The organism is Mesorhizobium sp. M0698 (genome assembly GCF_040320455.1).
Lineage (GTDB): Bacteria > Pseudomonadota > Alphaproteobacteria > Rhizobiales > Rhizobiaceae > Mesorhizobium.
On the sequence record NZ_JAMYPQ010000002.1, the window covers coordinates 526,116 to 544,086 of the forward strand.

Genomic DNA, 17,971 nt, shown 5'->3' on the forward strand with positions numbered 1-17,971 from the left:
GCCACCTCAGCTGCGAGGTGGAAGTTGCTGGACAGACCAGGTGTTGCCGTCGGGATCCTCAAAGAAGACAAATCTGCCCCAGGGAAAATCCTTGATATCGCTGACCTCGATACCTTGAGCGGCCAGGTACCGGTGTGCCTCATCGACATCGGGCACGACCAGTTGCAGGCCCCTTATGGATCCCGGGGGGCTGTCGACGAGGCCCTTGCCCATGGCAATCGAACAGGCCGAACCGGGCGGCGTCAATTGCACGAAACGTATCTCGTCGCTTACGGTGTGGTCGTGATCGAGATGAAAGCCGACCTTCCCAACATAAAAGGCAATTGCTCTATCGACGTCCGATACGGGGACCGGGACCAGTTCCAGCTTCCAATCCATGACAGCCCTTTCGCAGCTTGATCGCCAAGTGGTGCCGAACACCGTGGGCGCCATCCCGCCATCTTCCCAATGCCATTGTCGGCGCGGGCCGCTCAGTCAGTCAAGAGATACCCGGGCTCGGGCAACGTGAGGACTGGTCTCATTGCTGACGGCGTTCGGAACCGATGAGCGCAAGCTCAGTTAGACGGAGGACAACCACCTTTCGGATCAGCAAAGACGACTTTAATGATCGGAACGCAGGGCGCCGAATACAACTGTGGGAAGGTTGAACGGGCGTCGTTGACGCGCGAAGGGATTGCTTGGAAGCGACGCTCGCCGAAGCTGGCGAGATCGTCGGACGGCGAAGCCGAAGCGCAATTATGCCGTGAATGCCTACGATTCGGCCTGCCTTCTCCTTGCCGCGATCAAAGACGCCAGCACTGTATCCAAGGGATATCCGAGCCGGCGCGACGTTCTGGCGGCGGTGCGCGATATCCGTTTCAGGGGAAACGCCTATCGCGAGCCGGTGCGGTGGGATGAAAAGGGCGACAATCTGGCCGCTGTGACTGCACTCAACGGGGTGGAAAACGGCCGCTTCCGACAGATCGCCGAAATCCAGCAGATGCAGAGGTCGAGCAGACCTGACGCCGACAGGCTCTCCGACCGAACCGGTTTCCGCCGCTTTGCCAGGACGATTTTCACAGGACCACGAAACAATAATCTCCGGTCGCCGTTTCGCCCGCAGAACCTTTCGAGGAGGCGACGATGAGCGCAACCGGCTTGGACGTTTTTGACAAAACGCTGCAAATAACAAACATCTGGCTTGACGAGATCATGGCGGATCTTGGTCCGGATCGACACGTGGCCTGGCATACATTGGGCGCCGTTCTGCGAACCCTTCGGGACAGGCTGCAGATCGGACTGGCGGCCAACTTGGGAGCGGAACTGCCGCTGCTCGTGCGCGGCGCCTACTATGATCGCTATCGGCCCGCCGACATGCCCGACAAGACACGCTCGCTCGAGAAGTTCCTGCAACACATCGCCGATGAATTGAAATCGACCCGTCCTGTCGATCCCGAGGATGCGGCACGCTCAGTGCTGCGTGTGCTTGCACGGCATATCGACCTTGGCCAGTCGGCAAAGGTGCGGGATGCGCTGCCAAAGGAAATCCAGGTCCTCTGGCCTGAAAGCGTGGGCGTCAAATAGCGGCGATCCTGCTCATGCGGACGCGCGACGGACCAACTGCCACGAAACGCTGAAAAGGGTAGGTATTGCGCCCGGTGTTGCCGAGATCAATGAGATCAGATGATCGGCAAGATGGTCGTAGTGGGCAGTTTCGGGGCCGATTGTCGTCAATGCCGGATGACTGAATTCGCCCTCGTCGATATTGCCGCAGCCGATGACTGCAATGTCGCCGGGCACGGAGAGGCCGGCCTCCTCGAATGCGTGCAGGGCGGTCACGGCAGCAAGATCGGATTCGACGAAAAGCGCGGTCGGCCGATCCTTGCGGGCGGCCAGCGCCGTAGCATTGGCAAACGCAGCTTTGCGCCCCTCTGCACCGCCGATCACCAGGTTGTCTCGCAGCGGAAGGCCGCGTGCTTGCAGGAAGCTGCGATAGGCGGCGAGACGGCTCCCGTCCACCGCTTGCTCATGCACCATATAGGCGATGCAGCGATGGCCGGTTCGGTAGAGGTAGTCGAGTGCCTCGAAGACGGCCCTGCCAGTATGCTGGCGCACAACCGAGAAGCCTGCCGGCTCGATGGTCGGATGGAAGATCACCGCTGGCCGGCCCGCGGCCGCCAGGCGCGCGGCCAAGAGCATCACCTCGGGCTCGGAGAGATGCTGCCAGTCGGCGATAATGCCGTCTGCCAGCCCGCTCTCGATTTCCCTCACGATCCGGTCGGTTCGCTCGAAGGTGTCTCCCGCGGTGACAATTGTCGAAAATCCCCTCAGCGCCGCTGCAGATTGGATATCCTGCGCGATCCGGTCGCTGAACGGCACGCCGAGACGAGGCAGTACAAGGCAGATTCGCTCGGCCTGCTGGCGGCGCAGCTGCCGCGCGGTGCGGTTTTGCACGTAGTTGAGCTCAGCGACGGCCTCGAGGATGCGCTGCCGCGCCTCCTTGCCGACGAACTTCAGGCGCGTGCTGTCGCCGCTGAGCAGGTACGACACGGCAGCGGTCGATACATTGGCGCGCCGGGCGACATCGGCCATGGTCGGCGCCTTTCTGCGATCGGAACTTCTCTCGTGCATTGTTGGATCCGCTGCGCGACGTGACATGATCAGCTGTCGCTCAGCCGGATTTCATTCCAGCTTCCATGTCCGGCGGCAAGGATCTCGGGCCTTGCCTCGCCGGCCTCCTCCATCAGGGCAACGATGCGGCCTCGCAGCCATGCACGCGTCTCTGCGTGATCGGGCGAAGCTATGAGATTGGTTAGCTCGTTCGGATCGCCATCGAGGTCGTAGAGCCTCGCCTCGATATAGAAATCGCTGCCGGAATCCCGCCAGCCGTCTTTTCCCGGTGCCTCGACCTCATATTTCCACCGTCTGGTGCGCAAGGCGCGGCCGACATGGTGCTCGCTGATTTGAATGAATATCTCGTCGCGCGGCGGCCGTTCGCCCTGCAGCGCGTCGAGCAGCGAGACGCCCTGCATCGAATTGGGCACTTTCAGGCCGGCCGCGGCGAGCAGGGTCGGCGCGAGATCGACGAGGCTGACCAGGCCTTCATATGTGCCGATGCGCTGGAAGCCGGGGCCGTGGAATAGCGTCGGCACGCGGATCGACGCCTCATGACAGGAACGCTTGTATTCGTTGTTGCGGGTCTTGAAGTGACATCCGTGGTCGGAGGTGAAGAGGATGATCGTGTCGTCAAGCCGGCCAAGGCTGTAGAGCGCCTCGATCAGCCGTCCAAACGCCTCGTCGAGGCGTGCGACCATGCCCAGATAGCCGGGGAAATGTTCCGCTGTCGTGCCGCCAAGTGCGGCGAGATCGCCGGGAATGGCGAGCTTCTTGCGGATCCTGTCCTCGTATCCGAGCGGGGCAGGGTAGTTGTCCGTCTGGTTCTGGTGATGCGGCTCGAGGAAGGACAGGAATAGAAAGAACGGCTCGTCTTCCCTCGATGCGACATAGCGGATTGCAGCGTCGGTTAGGGCATCGACGCGGTATCCCGGCAGCTTCACCGCCTTGCCGTCATTGTCGTGGACGACGGTGTCGAAGGGGCCGGAAGTGAACTCCAGGATGTTGGAGGCCAGCCAGTAGCGATACCCGCCGCGTTCTTCCTGGGTGACCGGCTCGGCGGACCCCAGGTGCCACTTGCCGATGTAGGCGGTGTCATAACCTGCCGCGACGAAATGATGCGCGAGCGTGCGCTCGCTCTTAGGCAGTGGGATATCGTTACGGTAGCAGCCGGTCGTAGTCGGGTACCGCCCCGTCTGAAAGACGGAGCGGGCGGGGCCGCAAACGGGCTGGCAGGTAAACGAATTCGCCACGAACGTGCCGATCCCGGCGAGGCGGTCGAAATTTGGCGTAAGCTGGAGCGGATTGCCATGGACGCCAACGGTGTCCCAACGCTGCTGGTCGGTGAAGAAGACGATCACGTTCGGTCGGCGGGACGTCATAGGGTGCAATAACTCCGAATGGTCATTTCATGCCTGCCAGCATCACGCTGCGGACGAAGTAGCGCTGCGTGAAGAGGAACAGCAGCAGGCTCGGGATGAAGAGAATGATCCCGCCCGTCGCCGTCAGGTTCCACTGGGTGAAGAATTCCTGGTTGAAAAGCGTCAGTCCCGTCGTGATCGGCCGCATTTCGGTGGTGTTGACGGCGACCAGCGGCCAGAGGAATTCGTTCCACTGGAACACGAAGGTGAGGAGGGCCAGCGTCGCCAGTGCCGGACGGACCTGCGGCAGCACGATGCGCCAGTAAAGGCCGAGTTCCGAGCAGCCGTCCATCCGTGCAGCGTCAAGCAACTCGTCGGGAATCGGACGGATGAACTGCCGCATCAGGAAGATTCCGTAGGCGCTCATGGCGAATGGAAGGATAAGGCCCTGATAGGTGTTGAGCCATCCCATCCGCGCGGTGAGCACATAGAGCGGGATCATGCGGATGAAGAATGGGATCATCAGCGTCGACAGCACCGCGACAAACATGACGCGCTTACCGGCGAATTCCATCTTCGCGAAGACGTAGCCGATCAACGGATCGAAGATCAGATGGAGGAAGGTAATCCCGCCGGCGATGATGAAGCTGTTGAGCGTGAAACGCGCGAACGGCGCCTTCTGCCAGATGTCGATGTAATTCGTGAATTGCCACGTCTCGGGGATCAGAATCGGAATGCCGCTGAAGACGTCGGCATCGCTCTGCAGCGACAGCGAAAGCATGTAGAGGAACGGAAAGATCGACAGCGCCACGCAGAAGAGCAGCAGTAGGTAGGACGGGAGCGTTTTTGCGAATGTCATGCCAACCTCAATAGGTGGTTTCGCGGTTGAGCAGGCGGAACTGAACGAAGGTGATGGCCAGGATCAGCAGGAACATCAGGAAAGACAGCGCCGAGGCGTAGCCGATGTTGAGCTCGAAGAAGGCTGCCTCGAACACGTGCAGGCTGAAGAACCGCGTCGCGTCGGCCGGTCCGCCCTTGGTTATCAGGTAGGCCGGCGCCAGCTCCTGCAGCTGGCTGATCGTGCTGACGACCGCGATGAACAGCGTGGTCGGCGTCAACAACGGCCAGGTCAGATAGCGGAATTGCTGCGTCGGCGTGGCGCCGTCGATGGATGCGGCATCATAGAAGTCGGACGGGATCGACTGCAACGCGGAGAGGTAGATCAGCATGGCATAGCCGACATCCTTCCAGACCGTGATGGCGATGAGGGTCGGCAGCGCGGTCGAGGTGTCGCCGAGCCAATTCTGGGTCGGCAGCCCAAGCTCGGCAAGGAAGCTGTTCAAGATGCCAGTGTAGGGATCGAGAATTGCCTGCCACATCAACGCGACGATCACGAAGGAGGTGATGTAGGGAAAGAAGATGATTGCGCGGATCAGAGTGCGCCCCGGGATCGGCCGGTTGAGCACGACCGCCAGTCCGAGGCCAATGGCGATGCTGGCCGCGGTGACGCCTATCGCGAAGGCCAGCGTCACGAAGAGCGACTGCCGAACGCGCGCGTCGCCGAGGGCAGCAACGTAGTTGTCCAGTCCGGCGAATCGGCTCTCGCCGATCAGCGGCTGGCCGCTGTACAGGCTCGCCCAAAACTCCAGTCCTATCGGATAGAAGAAATAGACCGAGAAATAGAGGATTGCTGGCGACAGCAGCAGGTAAGCGAGAAGCGTTTGTCTGGTGCGCCGGCTGAAGCGGGCAGCTCGCCGGGTCGGCATCGCGCCGACGCGAATGTCCGTATCGGCCGTATCGGTGCTGCCGCTGATAAACATCGACCTAGTTGTTGGCCAGGATGACGTTGGCCTCGGCCGCGAATTTCGGCATGATCTCGGCTGCTGGCTTCTGATTGTAGATGATATCCTCGAGCGCACTTTGCAGACGCTTCTCGATTCGCGCGTGCTTGCCGGTGAGGCGCAGCTCGGCGGTGACGTCTTGGGCGTAAGGCAGGCATTTGCTGAAGCTGCCGATGACCGGATCGGCCTGAACCTCGGCGTTTTCGGCCCAGGATTTGCGCGGCATCGTCATGCCCGCTTCCTTGGTAGCCGCTAGTTCCGTGTCGAGCGCGACGAGCCGCTTCAACAAGTCCCAGGCCTCCTTCGGGTGCTTGGCGTCCTTAGGGATCATCACGCTGACGCCGCCCGCGAACGTCGCCTGCACCTTGTGCTTGAGTGATGGCGCAACCGCCCAGTTGAGCTTCGGGTTGCCCGAGCGGATCGGCTTCACGTCCCACGGACCGGTTATGATCATTGCGACCCGGTTGGCCGTGAACAGCTTTTGCGGACCCTCATAGTCAGCACCCGCCGCCGGCTTGGTCGCTGCTTTTTCCTTGTGGATCAGGTCGGCGAGGAACTGGATCGCTTCGATCGCCTCAGGACTGTCGAGATTGACCTTGTTTGTCTTGGGATCGTAATAGCTTACGCCGTTCTGCAGCAGCCACGACGAATAATATCCGATGCTGGGGTTGGGAGCGAAGCCGAAGCGGGCGCCGGTCGTCGTCGCCTTGGCAACCTTCAGGAACTCCTCCCAGGTCGCAGGCGGCGTGTCGAAGCCCGCCTGCTTAAGCATATCGACGTTGTACACGAGGGTGGCGCAGGTGAGGTGGATCTGGACGCCATAGTACTGGTCGCCGAGTTTGTTGCGCTCGACGGAATAGGCTTGCCAGTCGTCGGGATAGCCGATAGCCTTGCCGTCTTGTTCGATGAAGTCGTTCAGCGGCCGCAGCAGATTCCGCTGGCCGAATTCCTGCACCCAGCCGCCGGGTTCGGCGACGAGATCGGGCGGGCTCTTCGCAGCAAAATCCGCCACCAGCTTGGTGCGCATATCCGGCCACTGGAATTTCTCCCACTGCACCGACCATCCGGGATGATCGGCCTCGAACTTTGCTATTGCATCGGCATAAGCTTGATAGGCGTGGCCGGCGTTCCAATAGAGCGTCAAGGTCTCGGCATAGGCCGCAGTCGCGGTCGTCAGGGCCACGCCCAAAACCATGCCGTGCAGGAATCCGACTGACTTGTAGCGGCTCATCTTGGTCTCCTCCCTGGTTTGCCAACCGCCTTCCTCACAATGGATGGCGTTATATTATTCGATTAATATACCCGCTATACCGCAGTTTTTGTCAAGCTGAGACTTAGTCGTCATCAATGGCCTTGGGGTTTAGAAACCCGCCGACGGTGTCCAGGTCGTCACGAACGCCGCACGATGTGTTCGACAAGGCGGGGCGCCTCCTCGGTGACTGCCAATATTGTGCCTGACTTGCGTGTGGAGGCCAGCGAAGTAAATGCCTGGCAGGGCGGCCACGCCATCCTCGTGAACAGGCTGTCCTTCCGGGTCGAGCAGACCGGAAAGCCTCACCCAACTGAAATCGCCCTTGAAGCCGGTGCACCACACCACGGTCGTGATGCCGGACCCGGCGAGGTCAAGCGAAACGATAGCCGGGTCCGGCCGATGCGCTGTGACAGTATCCGCTGGATCCGGCTCCGACACGGGAGCATCGATTCCAGAGCGGCTGATGTATTCGTCGATATAGCGTTTAACGTTGGCGGAGGCTTCATCCGCAAAACGAATATGCTCTTCGAGATCGTCGGCGAACGACAGACGGCGGTCGTCCTCGACGCCCGCGAGTCGCCCTAGCAGCACGATGCCTCGGGCGCCGAGCGCTTGCAGGCTTATCGTGTGTTCCACGCCAAGCAGACCACGAGGTGGAATGCGCCCCGCAAGTCGAATGATCTCGTCTCGACGTACGTCGAGAAACCCGCTTTCGACGAGCCAGATCATGATGTCGCGACCTCGGTAGCGCCGCGAGAGCCGCCCGACGCGGCTGGTGGCAAGGAAGACTGTTCGGCCTGCTTCTGCCAGGTCCTCCGCGATCTGGACACCAGACTGGCCGCTTCCGACCACCAGCACCGCTCCAGCCGGAAGATCGGCGGTGCTGCGGTAATCAGAAGCATCGAACTGGCGCAGGCCTGGCGGCAAGGCAGCGGCGAACACTGGGCGCACCGGACAATTCAAGTCGCCGCTTGCGATCACCACGTTGCGTGCCAAAACTTTGCCGCGCGAGGTGGTCAACCGATAGACGCCATTCCCGTTCCCACCGGAGAGCTCGGTCACAACAGTGTCCGGTTCGACCGGTAGTTCGTTTCGCCTGGCGAAATCCTCAAGCAGGGCGACGAACTGGTCGCGCGTCAGGGCACCGAACGGATCTGAACCGTCATAGAAGTCGCCTGGCATGACGGTCTGAACGTTTGGGGTATTCATCCGGAAAGAATCCCACCGCTGCGTGCGCCAGGTCTCTCCGATGCGGCCTCGCTCCAGTACGGCATGGCGCAAGCCTTGCCGTGCCAGCGAATAGCTGACGCCCAGGCCGGCCCAACCGGCCCCGACCACCACCGCATCAAGGATGTTGGCGTCATCCGTCATTTGCCGCGGATCCGGGTGTGCTGGCGCCGGAACAGCGCTTCGAGGCGGCACCAACGCCATCAGCGTAACGCCTTGGCCAGCGGACAACCGCCAAACAGCGGCCGATGCTGCCTGAACCCATCCCCGCGATCTGCATGGCTTCGCCCCCGATGCGAGGGCACGATAACAGCTTTATCGGGTCACGGCACAATCAAATACTCATCCGAAACCGGCAATGGTCGCGGCCTAACCTGGAAAGATCGTGAAACCGCCATCGACTCGGATTACCTGCCCGTTGATGAAGCGCGCGCGCGGACCGGCGAGGAAGGCCACCGCTTCGGCGATCTCTTCAGGCTCCGCATACCGGTTCAGCGATTTCTTGCTCGAATCCATGCGCTGCGGATCGACCACACGGCTCGCCTGGAACCGTGCCGTCTTGGTGGCGCCGGGGCTCACCGCATTGACGCGTACGCCATCGTCGATCAGTTCCTTGGCGAGGCAGCGCGTATAATGGACGACAGCCGCCTTGAGCGTCGAGTAGACCACCTCGGGCGAGCATCCGATATGCGCTGCCGCCGAGGCGATGTTGATCACCGAGCCTGAGCCACGCTTGACCATCGGCGGAACGAACGCCTGGCAGACCAGCATCGTGCCGATGAGGTTGTTCTCGGTTAGAACCTTGATGTCTTCGTAGTCGATGTCCAGTGCGTTGTTGGGATTGGGCTTTACGCCCTTGGCGCCGATGTCGCCGCCGGCGCAGTTTACCAAGACGTGCACGTCGCCGAGCTCCGCCTCGATCTTCCTCTTCATTTCCGCGACAGCTTGCTTGTCGCCGATGTTGCCGGTGACCGCGGTGATGCGCGTCCCATGCTTCTCCAAGCCCCTGGCAGAGTCGCCGAGGTCCGCGAATTCGCCATATTGAGATGGCCGGGCCCAATCGAGGTCGTGGACCGCGACGTTTGCGCCAAGTTCGGCCAAGCGGTCGGCCATCACGCGGCCGAGGCCGCGTCCCGAGCCGGTGACGAAGGCGGTCAGGCCGCTGAGGTCTCGGGTGGTCATGCTGATTTCTCCATTGCAATGAAATCGAACTTCTTCATGTTTGCGGCGCTGCGGCGGATCATGTCGAGCTCGTACGAAACGAGCGCGCTGTCATCATCGCGCTCCCATGGCGTGCGGTAGTCGGCGTCGTCCGCAAGGCGGTTCAGGCGCGCAGCACTCAGGCAGGCCGCGAACTCGCGGGCGGTCTTCGGCGCATATCCGTTCCACCAGTCGTCGGTAAGACAGCGAACGTGACGGGCCTCCAGCGCGCCGGGCTCAAGCACCGCCGTCAGCGTGTCGTGGTGCTCGCCAAGGATGGCTGCCAGTTCGGCGAAAGGCACGGCGCCGTCGCCGATCGCGCAGCGGACCAGGCGGTAGCCCTCATCCGTGAACTGGACGCGATAGTCCTTGAGGTGAACGTGGCGGACATGGGGCGCGATCCGGCGCGTGAAGGCAAGCGGCGCCTCGCCGACAGGAAAGGTGTTGCCGGTGTCGTAGGTGATGCCGACACCCGGCCCGCCGAGTTCGCAGAACGCAACCAGTTCGTCGCTGCCGAAGTCCTGATGGTTCTCGATGCCGAGCACGCGTCCCTCGGCCGCCGCACGCAGCCCCCATTCCGTCAAGGCAGCGCGAATCGTTGCGTTGAACTCGCTCCATTTCGGACCCCACGCATTGCGGTCGCCGCACAGGACAGGCGTCAGTGCGATACGGATCGTCGTCGCCTCGAGCAGGCGCGCAGCCCGAAAGGCGTTGTCCAGCGGACCTGCCACTAGAAGTCCGCCGCTCACCACCGGGACGATGTCCAGCGCGGCAAGACGCCTGCGCAGGGCGACGATTTCGGCGTCAGTCAAGTCGGTCAACCACGGTTCGTAGATCTCGAGCGTGCGTGCGCCCAGTTCCTGCGCCAGCGTGATGAAGCCTTCCAGCCCCACGCCGTCCGGATTGTGCCGCGGCGTGCCGCGGCCCTGCAGGCCGAGATAGTAGGTCAGTCCGTAAGGGTTGAGGCCGAGACGAAACATCAGCTTGGCGGTTCCAATGGAGAGCGGAGAGGCGTCACTAGCGTAGACCGGCATCGACGGTTATGGACTGTTTGGTGATCATGCGGCTGTCGTCGGCTGCCAGGAAGAGCACCGTGCGTGCAATCTCCTCGCCCAGCAGGACGCGGCGGATCAATTGCCGCTGCACCGTCTGGTCGACTGCCTCCTGCGTCTTGAACCACAGCTCACGCTGCCGCTCGGTCATGACGGCGCCGGGTTCGATCGCATTGACGCGGATGTTATCCGGTCCGAACGACCGCGCCAACGCACGCGTCAGCGCCACCACGGCCCCCTTGGCGGTGGCATAGGCCACCATCTGGTCCGCTCCGAACCGCCAGGCAATGGAGGAGAAGTTTATGATCGAGCCGAAGCCGAGTTCCTTCATATGCGGATGCACTGCCTGCGCGGCGAAGAAGTGATGCCTCAGATTGACATCGAAGCTGCGGTCCCAATAGTCGGCCGTTATCGCGTCGATGGGATGGCGCTGATCATTGGCTGCGTTATTCACCAGGACGGCGACCGGACCAAGCCGCGCGCGCACGCCTGCTACCGACGCCTTTAGCGCATCAACGTCGGTCACATCGCAATGGAGATATAACGGAGCCTGCCCGGCGGCACCAGCGAGCTCGCGCACCAACGCCTCCGCTGGTTCGTCCTGCACATCGAGAAAGGCTATCCGGGCGCCGTTCGCCACGAAGGCGCGGACCATATCGGCGCCAATACCGGAGGCGCCGCCGGAGATCACCACGACCCGATCGGTCAAGCTTGGATAAGTCGCGAATTGTACGGACATCAAACTACAGAAGCGCCTTGGTTGTTGGATCGAACAGACAGGCGCGCGACATGTCGATGCCGAGCGTTATCGTCTCGCCCATGACGGGAGCGTCATCCGGCTCGAAACGGCCGGTGATCTCCAGGTCACCCAGCCTGAGCACGGCAAGCGTCTCGGCCCCGGTAGGCTCGACCAATTCGACCGGCGCCTGCATGGACGCTACAGCAGGTTTGCGCGACTTCAGATCGGTCGTGAAACGGTAGATGTGTTCCGGCCGGATACCGAGCACGACGTCCTTTGGCGCACCGGCGGGCATCGGCGCGGCAAGGGCGAGGCTGGCGTCGCTGCCGTCAGCGGCGCGTACCGAGATGCTGGTCGAGCCCGTAAGCCGGGCGGGAATGAAATTCATCGCCGGCGATCCCATGAAACCGGCAACGAACATGTTGGTCGGCCGGTCGTAGATCCGCTTCGGCGTGTCGAACTGCTGTACCGAGCCCTGGTTCATCACCGCAATGCGGGATGCAAGCGTCATCGCCTCGACCTGATCGTGGGTGACATACACCGTGGTCTTGCCGACGCGATGGTGAAGCTTCTTGATTTCGGTACGCATGTCGACGCGCAGCTTGGCGTCGAGATTGGACAAGGGCTCGTCGAACAAAAACAGCTTCGGGTCGCGCACGAGGGCACGCCCCATCGCAACGCGCTGCCGCTGGCCCCCCGAGAGCTGGCCGGGCTTGCGTTTAAGCAGCTGTTCGATCTGCAGGAGTGCGGCAACCCGCTGGACAGCTTCCGCCTGCGCCGCTTTTGGCACGCCGCGGCTCTCCATGCCGAAGGTGATGTTCTGGCGCACCGTCATGGTGGGATAGAGGGCGTATGACTGGAACACCATCGCAATATCGCGGTCCTTGGGTTGCACCGAGTTCACCAGCCGGTCGCCGATCCATATCTCGCCCGACGTGACGGTTTCCAGTCCGGCGATCATGGCGAGCAAGGTTGACTTGCCGCAACCCGACGGGCCGACAAGGGCGACGAATTCTCCGGTCTTAGCCTCGAGATCGATGCCGGCAAGAATCTCGAGCGAGCCGTAGCTCTTGTGAAGGTTGCGGATCATCAACGCGGACATCGGCGACGCCTCATTTTATGGCGCCCTGGGTGAGGCCGCGCACGAAGTATTTTCCACCAAACAGATAGATCAGCAGCGGAGGCAACGCGCCGATCAGCACGGCTGCGCTCATCACATCGTAAGCACGCGCGGTCGTGCCGCCGGCCGTGAGCGCGACCAACGCCGCCGTAATCGGCTGCTGCTGGCCCGATGTGAAGACGACGCCGAACAAATACTCGTTCCAGATGCCGGTGAACTGCCAGATGACGGTGACAATCAGAATCGGCGGCGACAGGGGCAGGATGATCTTGCGGAAGATCCGCCAGAAGCCGGCGCCGTCGATGCGTGCCGCCTTGATCAGGTCGTCCGGTATGCTGACGTAGAAATTGCGGCAGAACAGGGTGGTGAACGAGATGCCCTGGACGACGTGGATCAACACCAGCCCGTATGTGGAATTGGTCAGGCCGAGCTTGCCGAGCAGGAACGCCCACGGCATCAACGAAATCTGGCCGGGCATGAATACGCCGAGCAGCATCAGATTGAAGATCAGTTCAGAGCCCCTGAAGCGCCATTTGGAGAGGATGTAGCCGTTCATGGCGCCGAGAATGGTCGAGATGATGGTGGCGGGGATCGTCATCGCCAGCGAGTTGAAGAAATTGCGCTTCATGCCCTCGCAGGTACCGCTGACGCAGTAGGATCCCCAGGCCTGCGCCCACGCATCGAACCGGAAGCTGCGCGGTACGGAGATGAGGCCGTTGCGGGCAATCTCCGACTGCTCGCGCAATGAGTTGAAGATCACCACCAGTAGCGGCACGAGATAGACGATCGCGAAAAGCGTCAGCACGGCATAGACAAGGAAGCGGCTCCAGAAATGCCGGCGCGTGGCCGCGGCAGCTTCCGGATCAAAGCCGGTCGGATTGGGGCGGGCCGGATCAAAGCTGGCATCGGGAGCAATTTCAGCCATTGCGGCCCTCCGCCCGCCGGCGCCAGACGATCCACAAGGAGTACGGCACCAGCACCACCGCGACCGCCGCGAGCATCATCATCGCCGCGGCGGCACCCTCGCCGATTTGGCCGCGCTGGAACATCAGGTCGTAGACATAGATGGCGGGGAAGGTGGTGGACACACCTGGGCCGCCTCGCGTCAACGCCGCCACCAGGTCGAAGGTCTTGATGGCGAATTGTATCTGAATGACCGCCACCGCCAGGAATATCGGAGCGATGGTTGGCAGGATGACCCTCCGATAAGTCCGGAAAACCGACGCGCCGTCGATTTGCGCGGCTTTGACGAGATCCGGATCGACCGACCGCAGACCGGCCAGGAAAAGTGCCATTGCGAAGCCGGACGACTGCCAGATACCGGTTATGATCACCGCATAGATCGCAGTGTTGCGGTTGGCCGTCAGGGCGAAGCTGAAGTCGGTCCAGCCGAGCCCGCGAACGAAGGCCTGGATACCGTCGACAGGATTATAGAGCCAGCTCCACACCGTGCCGGTGACGATGAAGGACACCGCCAACGGGTAAAGGAAGATGGTGCGCCAAGCCGCCTCGCCGCGGACGCGCTGGTCGATTGCGATCGCGAGCAGCAGGCCAACCGCCATAGAGCCAACGATATAGAAGCCGCTGAACAGGAAGAGATTGGTATAGGCGATGTTCCAGCGCCGGTTTGCCCAGAGCGAAGCGTAATTGTCCAGGCCGACGAACCCATAGGTCGGCAACAGCGACGAATTGGACAGCGAGATGTAGAGTGTCCAGAGCGTGAAGACGAAAACATAGATGAAACTCGCCGCTATCGACGGCGCCAGCACCAGAATGGGCACCATCGTGCCCAGGCGCTCGCGCCACGGACGGGCCGCGGCAGCTGCGGCTGGTACAATCAGATCATGGGTGGACATCGGGCTGCTCCGGCGAGGTCTGGCCGGGAGCTTCGCCCCCGGCCATCATCGGCAGCGTCACTTCTGCGCTTCGGCCGCATCCGCCATCGCATTGGCCGCGTCCTGCGCACTCATATCCGGCGTTGCTACAAACTCCGTGATGCTATCCATTATTGCGCCGCGGACCTTTTGCGGAACCGTCATGTTGTGCGCCATCGAACGCACGAGCGTGCCGGCGGCGATCGAGGCTTGCAGATCCTTTTGCGAGAGTTGCTGGCAGGGATTGAAGCCGTTCGAAAGATCGACGTCGAGGCGGGCCGGAATGGACCCTTTGGTCTGATTGAAAATGGTCTGGAATTCGGGCGACAGGATGATGCTGGCAAGCAGCTTCTGTCCCTCGATATAGTCCGGGTCCTTCTGCTTGAAGAACACGACGGAGTCTGAATTCAAGATGAAACCGGGCTTGCCCCAATCGGTCGGCGCCTGAGCGCAGACATAGTCGGTGCCCTCCTTGAAGCCGCCGGCCGTCAGCAGGCCGATCGTCCAGTCGCCCATGATGTGGAAGGCGGCCTCGCCGCGGCCGACGAGATGCGACATGGTATCCCAGTCACGCCCGTTCATGCCGGGGTCCATGTACTTCGAGGTCATGGTGCGAAACTGCTCGAAGGCCTTGACCATGCCGTCGCTGCGCATGGCATCGACGTCGCCCTCGACGAAAGCTTTCTTGTAGAGATCGAGGTCCTGACCGTACACGACCACTTCGAAGACGGTCGAGTCGGTCCAGTCGGCGGTCGAGTGCGAAATGCAGATCTTGCCGCTGGCCACGATCTTGTCGCAGGCGGCGTTGAATTCCGCCCATGTCTTCGGCATCTCGGTGACGCCCGCGTCCTTCATGACCTTCGGCGATGCCCACAGCCAGTTGATGCGGTGGATGTTCATCGGCGCGGCCACCCAATTCCCGGTCGGCTTCATCACCGGCAGCAATTCGGGAGCGACGACCTTCTCCCAATTTTCCGCCTTCGCCAGGTCGTCGAGATTGGCTGTCATGCCCGTCTCGTTCCATTCGGCGATCTCGGGGCCTTTGAGCTGCACAGCGGGAGGTGCGTTGCCGGCGATCACATCAGCACGCAGTTTGGCCAGGGTATTGGCCGTATGGCCTGCGATGGAGGTCTGCTGCCAGGTGCCACCCTTGGCGGTAAACATCTCGCCGAGCTTGGCGATAGCCTGGGCGTCCGATCCGGTGGCCCATTGATGCAAGAGGTTGGTCTTCGGCTCCGCGAGGGCTGTTCCGGTAATCAAGGTGAAGGCGGTAGCGGCCGCAAAGGCCGTCCTCAGGTATTTCATCGTTTCACTCCCATATGTGATGCACGGTTCGTATCGACCGCTTGTGGCCCGCGATTTGAGGTCGTGGCCGGCGAGATGCAGTAATCTCCGTTCTTTCCAAGATGACATATTTGGGCTATCAGTCAACGTGCTTTGTGCTCATCATGAACAAACCTTCGCTTAGAAATTGGCTGATCGACAGGCCGTCCGCGTCGCCGGAGAGCCTGATCGTCCGATGCCTGCGCGAGCGCGGCGTGCTTTCTGCGTCGCAAATTACCCGCATTACCGGTTTGGCGCGGTCGACGGTTTCAACCGCGCTCAACGGCTTGAGAAAGTCAGGGATGGTGATCGAATCCTCGGCCCATCATGACGCGGCCAGGGGTATCGGCAGGCCTGCCACGACATTGACGCTCAATCCCGCTGCGGGCACCTGCGTCGGCATCCATCTGGGCCTCGACGAGATGCGGTGTGTCGTCGCTGACGTCTCGCATTCTTTCGTTGCCGAACAAACTATCCCCATGGGTCTGGACTACCAGCCGCAACAGGCGGCCCAGCTCGCCAAGTCAGTAATTGCCCGATGCTACGAAGAGAACGGTCTGCCGATGGCGGGGCTCCTGGGGGTTGGGGTCTCCGTCTCGGGCCCAGTCAGCCGCGAAGGAGTGGTGCTGCGCGCGAGTATCGTTCCGACCTGGGCCGGGGTCAACATCCGCGATGTGTTCGGGCCGGTCCTTGAACAGCCGATCTTCGCCGACAATGAGAGCAACTGCTCGGCCATTGCCGAGCTGATGTGGGGTGCTGCCGTCGGCCAGGACGATTTCGTGCTGTTCAAGGTCGATCTGGGCGTCGGCGGGGCCATTGTCCAGCACGGTCGTCTGGTGAGCGGCATCGCCGGCGGCGCCGGCGAATTCGGGCACATTAGCATCGATCCCGGCGGCGACCTTTGCCGGTGCGGCAATCGAGGATGCCTGGAGCTCTATGCCAGCTTTGCCGGACCGCTCGAGCAGATTTCGCGCATCGTGCGGCGGCCGGTCACGATGGACGACGTGATCATGATGGCCGAGGAGGGCGACGTGAGGGCGCTGCGGATGATCGAGGACACCGCCGAGTTCGCCGGCCGTGGCCTTGGCCTGATCGGTTCGGTTCTCAATCCGCCGCTCATCATCATCAGCGGCCGCATGGCCTTGGCGGGCGACATTCTCCTGGCGCCACTGATCGCATCATATGAACGCCACACGCTCATCAAGTCCCGCGATGTGGCGCCTGCGCTGCGCACGCGGATAATCGTTGGCAAGCACACGGAGAACGATGCATTGCTCGGCGCGGTCGGCCTCGTGCTGCGCCACAACAGCCGGCTTCAGTGACCCGGCTTGCTTCGGGTGGCGCTCTGATTTTGCGAGCTGCTCGCCGAAGCAGCGGAACTGATGTTTGCGTACGCGACACGCACCGTGCGCTGCCTCGGCTTGATCGCGGTGGCGAGCAGCAGGCCGGCGATGATGAAGGCGGCGCCGGCGAGATCGTAGTCGTGCAAGCTTTCGCCAAGGACCAGATAAGCGAGAACGGCGACGAAGGCGGTCTGGAGATAGAGCAGCATGCTGGCGCGCCCCGCACCAAGCGTCTCGACGCTACGGTTGTAGAGATAGTACATCAGAGCGCCGCCGGGGCCGGCAACATAGGCGAGAGCCAGAAGGCCGTTCGCATGCAGCGCTGAACGATCCCCGGAAAACAGTTCCCAGAGATAGAAGGGCAGTGCGGCCAGCGCGCCGGCTCCCAGCAGCAGGACCACCATCGGCAGAAGCTCGATAGCGAATTTGGCGCGACGCAGCAGCACGGTGTAGAGGCCCCAACAAAACGCGCTGCCGACGATCCACAACTCGCCGGGATTGAACTGCAGCTGCATCAGCGCGGCAAGGTCGCCGCGCGCCACGATCACCACCATCCCGGCCAGAGCGACCAGCGCTCCAAGCGCTTTCCAGATACCGAGGGGCTCGCCGAGCACGAAGCGGGCAAGCACCATGGTCATGATCGGCGACAGCGCCATGATGATGCCGGCGGTTGTCGCGTTGGTGTAGTTGAGGCCCGTGTAGATCATGCCCTGACACAAGGTTAGCCCGATAGTGCCGATGACCAGCACCTCGATCACCCGGGATTGGATCAGCACGAGCATCGCCCCGTGATGACGATGGACGATAGGCAGCAGGATCGCGCACGCGAGCGTCAGCCGCCAGAAGCAGAGCGCCCAAGGCGGCATCTCGGGGGCAACCCACTTGGCGGCGATATAGACGCCGGCCGACAGGAGCCAGCAGAGCGTCGCGAGGGAATAGGCGAGCGGAAGTGATGCGCCGGGTGTCGCCTTCGCTACACTTGGATGTGCTATCGGCAGCGATTGGATATCCGTCTCCTCCCACCGCAGACTTTAGCAGATTTGCGGC

16 protein-coding genes and 1 pseudogene are annotated in these 17,971 nt (G+C 61.9%); 2 read left to right on the forward strand and 15 right to left on the reverse strand.

Features of this window, described 5'->3' with window-relative positions; genetic code table 11:
• Positions 1-6: 6 nt before the first annotated feature.
• A complete protein-coding gene (locus NKI16_RS07130; protein ID WP_245274639.1) occupies positions 7-432 on the reverse strand; it encodes a VOC family protein in 426 nt (141 codons plus the stop codon).
• A gap of 690 nt (positions 433-1,122) precedes the next feature.
• On the opposite strand from NKI16_RS07130, the gene NKI16_RS07135 reads away from it, so the two are divergent.
• Positions 1,123-1,563 carry a DUF2267 domain-containing protein gene (locus NKI16_RS07135; protein WP_023675497.1) on the forward strand — a complete coding sequence of 147 codons (441 nt, stop codon included), beginning with the start codon at positions 1,123-1,125 and terminating at the stop codon, positions 1,561-1,563.
• Between the two features lie 12 nt (positions 1,564-1,575).
• On the opposite strand, the gene NKI16_RS07140 is transcribed toward NKI16_RS07135, so the two are convergent.
• From NKI16_RS07140 to NKI16_RS07200, 13 genes are all read right to left on the reverse strand, one after another.
• The gene (locus NKI16_RS07140; protein WP_023675498.1) at positions 1,576-2,571 is read right to left on the reverse strand and encodes a LacI family DNA-binding transcriptional regulator; all 996 of its coding nucleotides are present in this window, start codon (positions 2,569-2,571) and stop codon (positions 1,576-1,578) included.
• Positions 2,572-2,639: 68 nt separating this feature from the next.
• Entirely contained in the window at positions 2,640-3,974 is a 1,335-nt protein-coding gene (locus NKI16_RS07145) for a sulfatase family protein (protein WP_023675499.1), read from the reverse strand.
• A gap of 22 nt (positions 3,975-3,996) precedes the next feature.
• A complete protein-coding gene (locus NKI16_RS07150) occupies positions 3,997-4,812 on the reverse strand; it encodes a carbohydrate ABC transporter permease (protein WP_023675500.1) in 816 nt (271 codons plus the stop codon).
• Between the two features lie 7 nt (positions 4,813-4,819).
• Complete coding sequence (locus tag NKI16_RS07155; protein WP_023675501.1) at positions 4,820-5,773, reverse strand: carbohydrate ABC transporter permease; 954 nt, start codon at positions 5,771-5,773, stop codon at positions 4,820-4,822.
• 4 nt (positions 5,774-5,777) lie between these two features.
• A complete protein-coding gene (locus NKI16_RS07160; RefSeq protein ID WP_245274640.1) occupies positions 5,778-7,025 on the reverse strand; it encodes an ABC transporter substrate-binding protein in 1,248 nt (415 codons plus the stop codon).
• A gap of 129 nt (positions 7,026-7,154) precedes the next feature.
• Complete coding sequence (locus tag NKI16_RS07165) at positions 7,155-8,417, reverse strand: flavin-containing monooxygenase (protein ID WP_348625919.1); 1,263 nt, start codon at positions 8,415-8,417, stop codon at positions 7,155-7,157.
• Between the two features lie 225 nt (positions 8,418-8,642).
• Complete coding sequence (locus tag NKI16_RS07170) at positions 8,643-9,455, reverse strand: SDR family NAD(P)-dependent oxidoreductase (RefSeq protein WP_023675503.1); 813 nt, start codon at positions 9,453-9,455, stop codon at positions 8,643-8,645.
• The gene (locus NKI16_RS07175; protein WP_051406093.1) at positions 9,452-10,453 is read right to left on the reverse strand and encodes a sugar phosphate isomerase/epimerase family protein; all 1,002 of its coding nucleotides are present in this window, start codon (positions 10,451-10,453) and stop codon (positions 9,452-9,454) included. Before NKI16_RS07175 ends, NKI16_RS07170 begins: the two co-directional genes overlap by 4 nt.
• Before the next feature lie 37 nt (positions 10,454-10,490).
• Positions 10,491-11,264: an SDR family NAD(P)-dependent oxidoreductase gene (locus tag NKI16_RS07180; RefSeq protein WP_023675505.1), complete on the reverse strand. Its 774-nt coding sequence runs from the start codon at positions 11,262-11,264 to the stop codon at positions 10,491-10,493.
• A gap of 4 nt (positions 11,265-11,268) precedes the next feature.
• Positions 11,269-12,366, reverse strand: a complete 1,098-nt coding sequence (locus NKI16_RS07185) for an ABC transporter ATP-binding protein (protein WP_023675506.1) — start codon at positions 12,364-12,366, stop codon at positions 11,269-11,271.
• A 10-nt stretch (positions 12,367-12,376) separates the two neighbouring features.
• Positions 12,377-13,309 carry a carbohydrate ABC transporter permease gene (locus NKI16_RS07190; protein ID WP_023675507.1) on the reverse strand — a complete coding sequence of 311 codons (933 nt, stop codon included), beginning with the start codon at positions 13,307-13,309 and terminating at the stop codon, positions 12,377-12,379.
• Entirely contained in the window at positions 13,302-14,240 is a 939-nt protein-coding gene (locus NKI16_RS07195) for a carbohydrate ABC transporter permease (protein WP_352568061.1), read from the reverse strand. Before NKI16_RS07195 ends, NKI16_RS07190 begins: the two co-directional genes overlap by 8 nt.
• Before the next feature lie 57 nt (positions 14,241-14,297).
• A complete protein-coding gene (locus tag NKI16_RS07200; protein WP_023675509.1) occupies positions 14,298-15,563 on the reverse strand; it encodes an ABC transporter substrate-binding protein in 1,266 nt (421 codons plus the stop codon).
• Between the two features lie 143 nt (positions 15,564-15,706).
• Between NKI16_RS07200 and NKI16_RS07205 the strand changes: the two genes are divergently transcribed.
• Positions 15,707-16,903 carry an ROK family transcriptional regulator gene (locus NKI16_RS07205; RefSeq protein WP_352448122.1) on the forward strand — a complete coding sequence of 399 codons (1,197 nt, stop codon included), beginning with the start codon at positions 15,707-15,709 and terminating at the stop codon, positions 16,901-16,903.
• 86 nt (positions 16,904-16,989) lie between these two features.
• Here NKI16_RS07205 and NKI16_RS07210 read toward each other — a convergent pair.
• Positions 16,990-17,931 (reverse strand): annotated as a pseudogene (locus NKI16_RS07210) (DMT family transporter); the annotation flags it as partial.
• Positions 17,932-17,971: the final 40 nt, after the last annotated feature.

Bases quoted from the DNA above. Each gene is read 5' to 3' on its own strand.
- NKI16_RS07130 (WP_245274639.1), bottom strand. From the start codon at position 432: ATGGCGCCCACGGTGTTCGGCACCACTTGGCGATCAAGCTGCGAAAGG.
- NKI16_RS07135 (WP_023675497.1), top strand. From the start codon at position 1,123: ATGAGCGCAACCGGCTTGGACGTTTTTGACAAAACGCTGCAAATAACA.
- NKI16_RS07140 (WP_023675498.1), bottom strand. From the start codon at position 2,571: ATGGCCGATGTCGCCCGGCGCGCCAATGTATCGACCGCTGCCGTGTCG.
- NKI16_RS07145 (WP_023675499.1), bottom strand. From the start codon at position 3,974: ATGACGTCCCGCCGACCGAACGTGATCGTCTTCTTCACCGACCAGCAG.
- NKI16_RS07150 (WP_023675500.1), bottom strand. From the start codon at position 4,812: ATGACATTCGCAAAAACGCTCCCGTCCTACCTACTGCTGCTCTTCTGC.
- NKI16_RS07155 (WP_023675501.1), bottom strand. From the start codon at position 5,773: ATGTTTATCAGCGGCAGCACCGATACGGCCGATACGGACATTCGCGTC.
- NKI16_RS07160 (WP_245274640.1), bottom strand. From the start codon at position 7,025: ATGAGCCGCTACAAGTCAGTCGGATTCCTGCACGGCATGGTTTTGGGC.
- NKI16_RS07165 (WP_348625919.1), bottom strand. From the start codon at position 8,417: ATGACGGATGACGCCAACATCCTTGATGCGGTGGTGGTCGGGGCCGGT.
- NKI16_RS07170 (WP_023675503.1), bottom strand. From the start codon at position 9,455: ATGACCACCCGAGACCTCAGCGGCCTGACCGCCTTCGTCACCGGCTCG.
- NKI16_RS07175 (WP_051406093.1), bottom strand. From the start codon at position 10,453: ATGTTTCGTCTCGGCCTCAACCCTTACGGACTGACCTACTATCTCGGC.
- NKI16_RS07180 (WP_023675505.1), bottom strand. From the start codon at position 11,264: ATGTCCGTACAATTCGCGACTTATCCAAGCTTGACCGATCGGGTCGTG.
- NKI16_RS07185 (WP_023675506.1), bottom strand. From the start codon at position 12,366: ATGTCCGCGTTGATGATCCGCAACCTTCACAAGAGCTACGGCTCGCTC.
- NKI16_RS07190 (WP_023675507.1), bottom strand. From the start codon at position 13,309: ATGGCTGAAATTGCTCCCGATGCCAGCTTTGATCCGGCCCGCCCCAAT.
- NKI16_RS07195 (WP_352568061.1), bottom strand. From the start codon at position 14,240: ATGTCCACCCATGATCTGATTGTACCAGCCGCAGCTGCCGCGGCCCGT.
- NKI16_RS07200 (WP_023675509.1), bottom strand. From the start codon at position 15,563: ATGAAATACCTGAGGACGGCCTTTGCGGCCGCTACCGCCTTCACCTTG.
- NKI16_RS07205 (WP_352448122.1), top strand. From the start codon at position 15,707: ATGAACAAACCTTCGCTTAGAAATTGGCTGATCGACAGGCCGTCCGCG.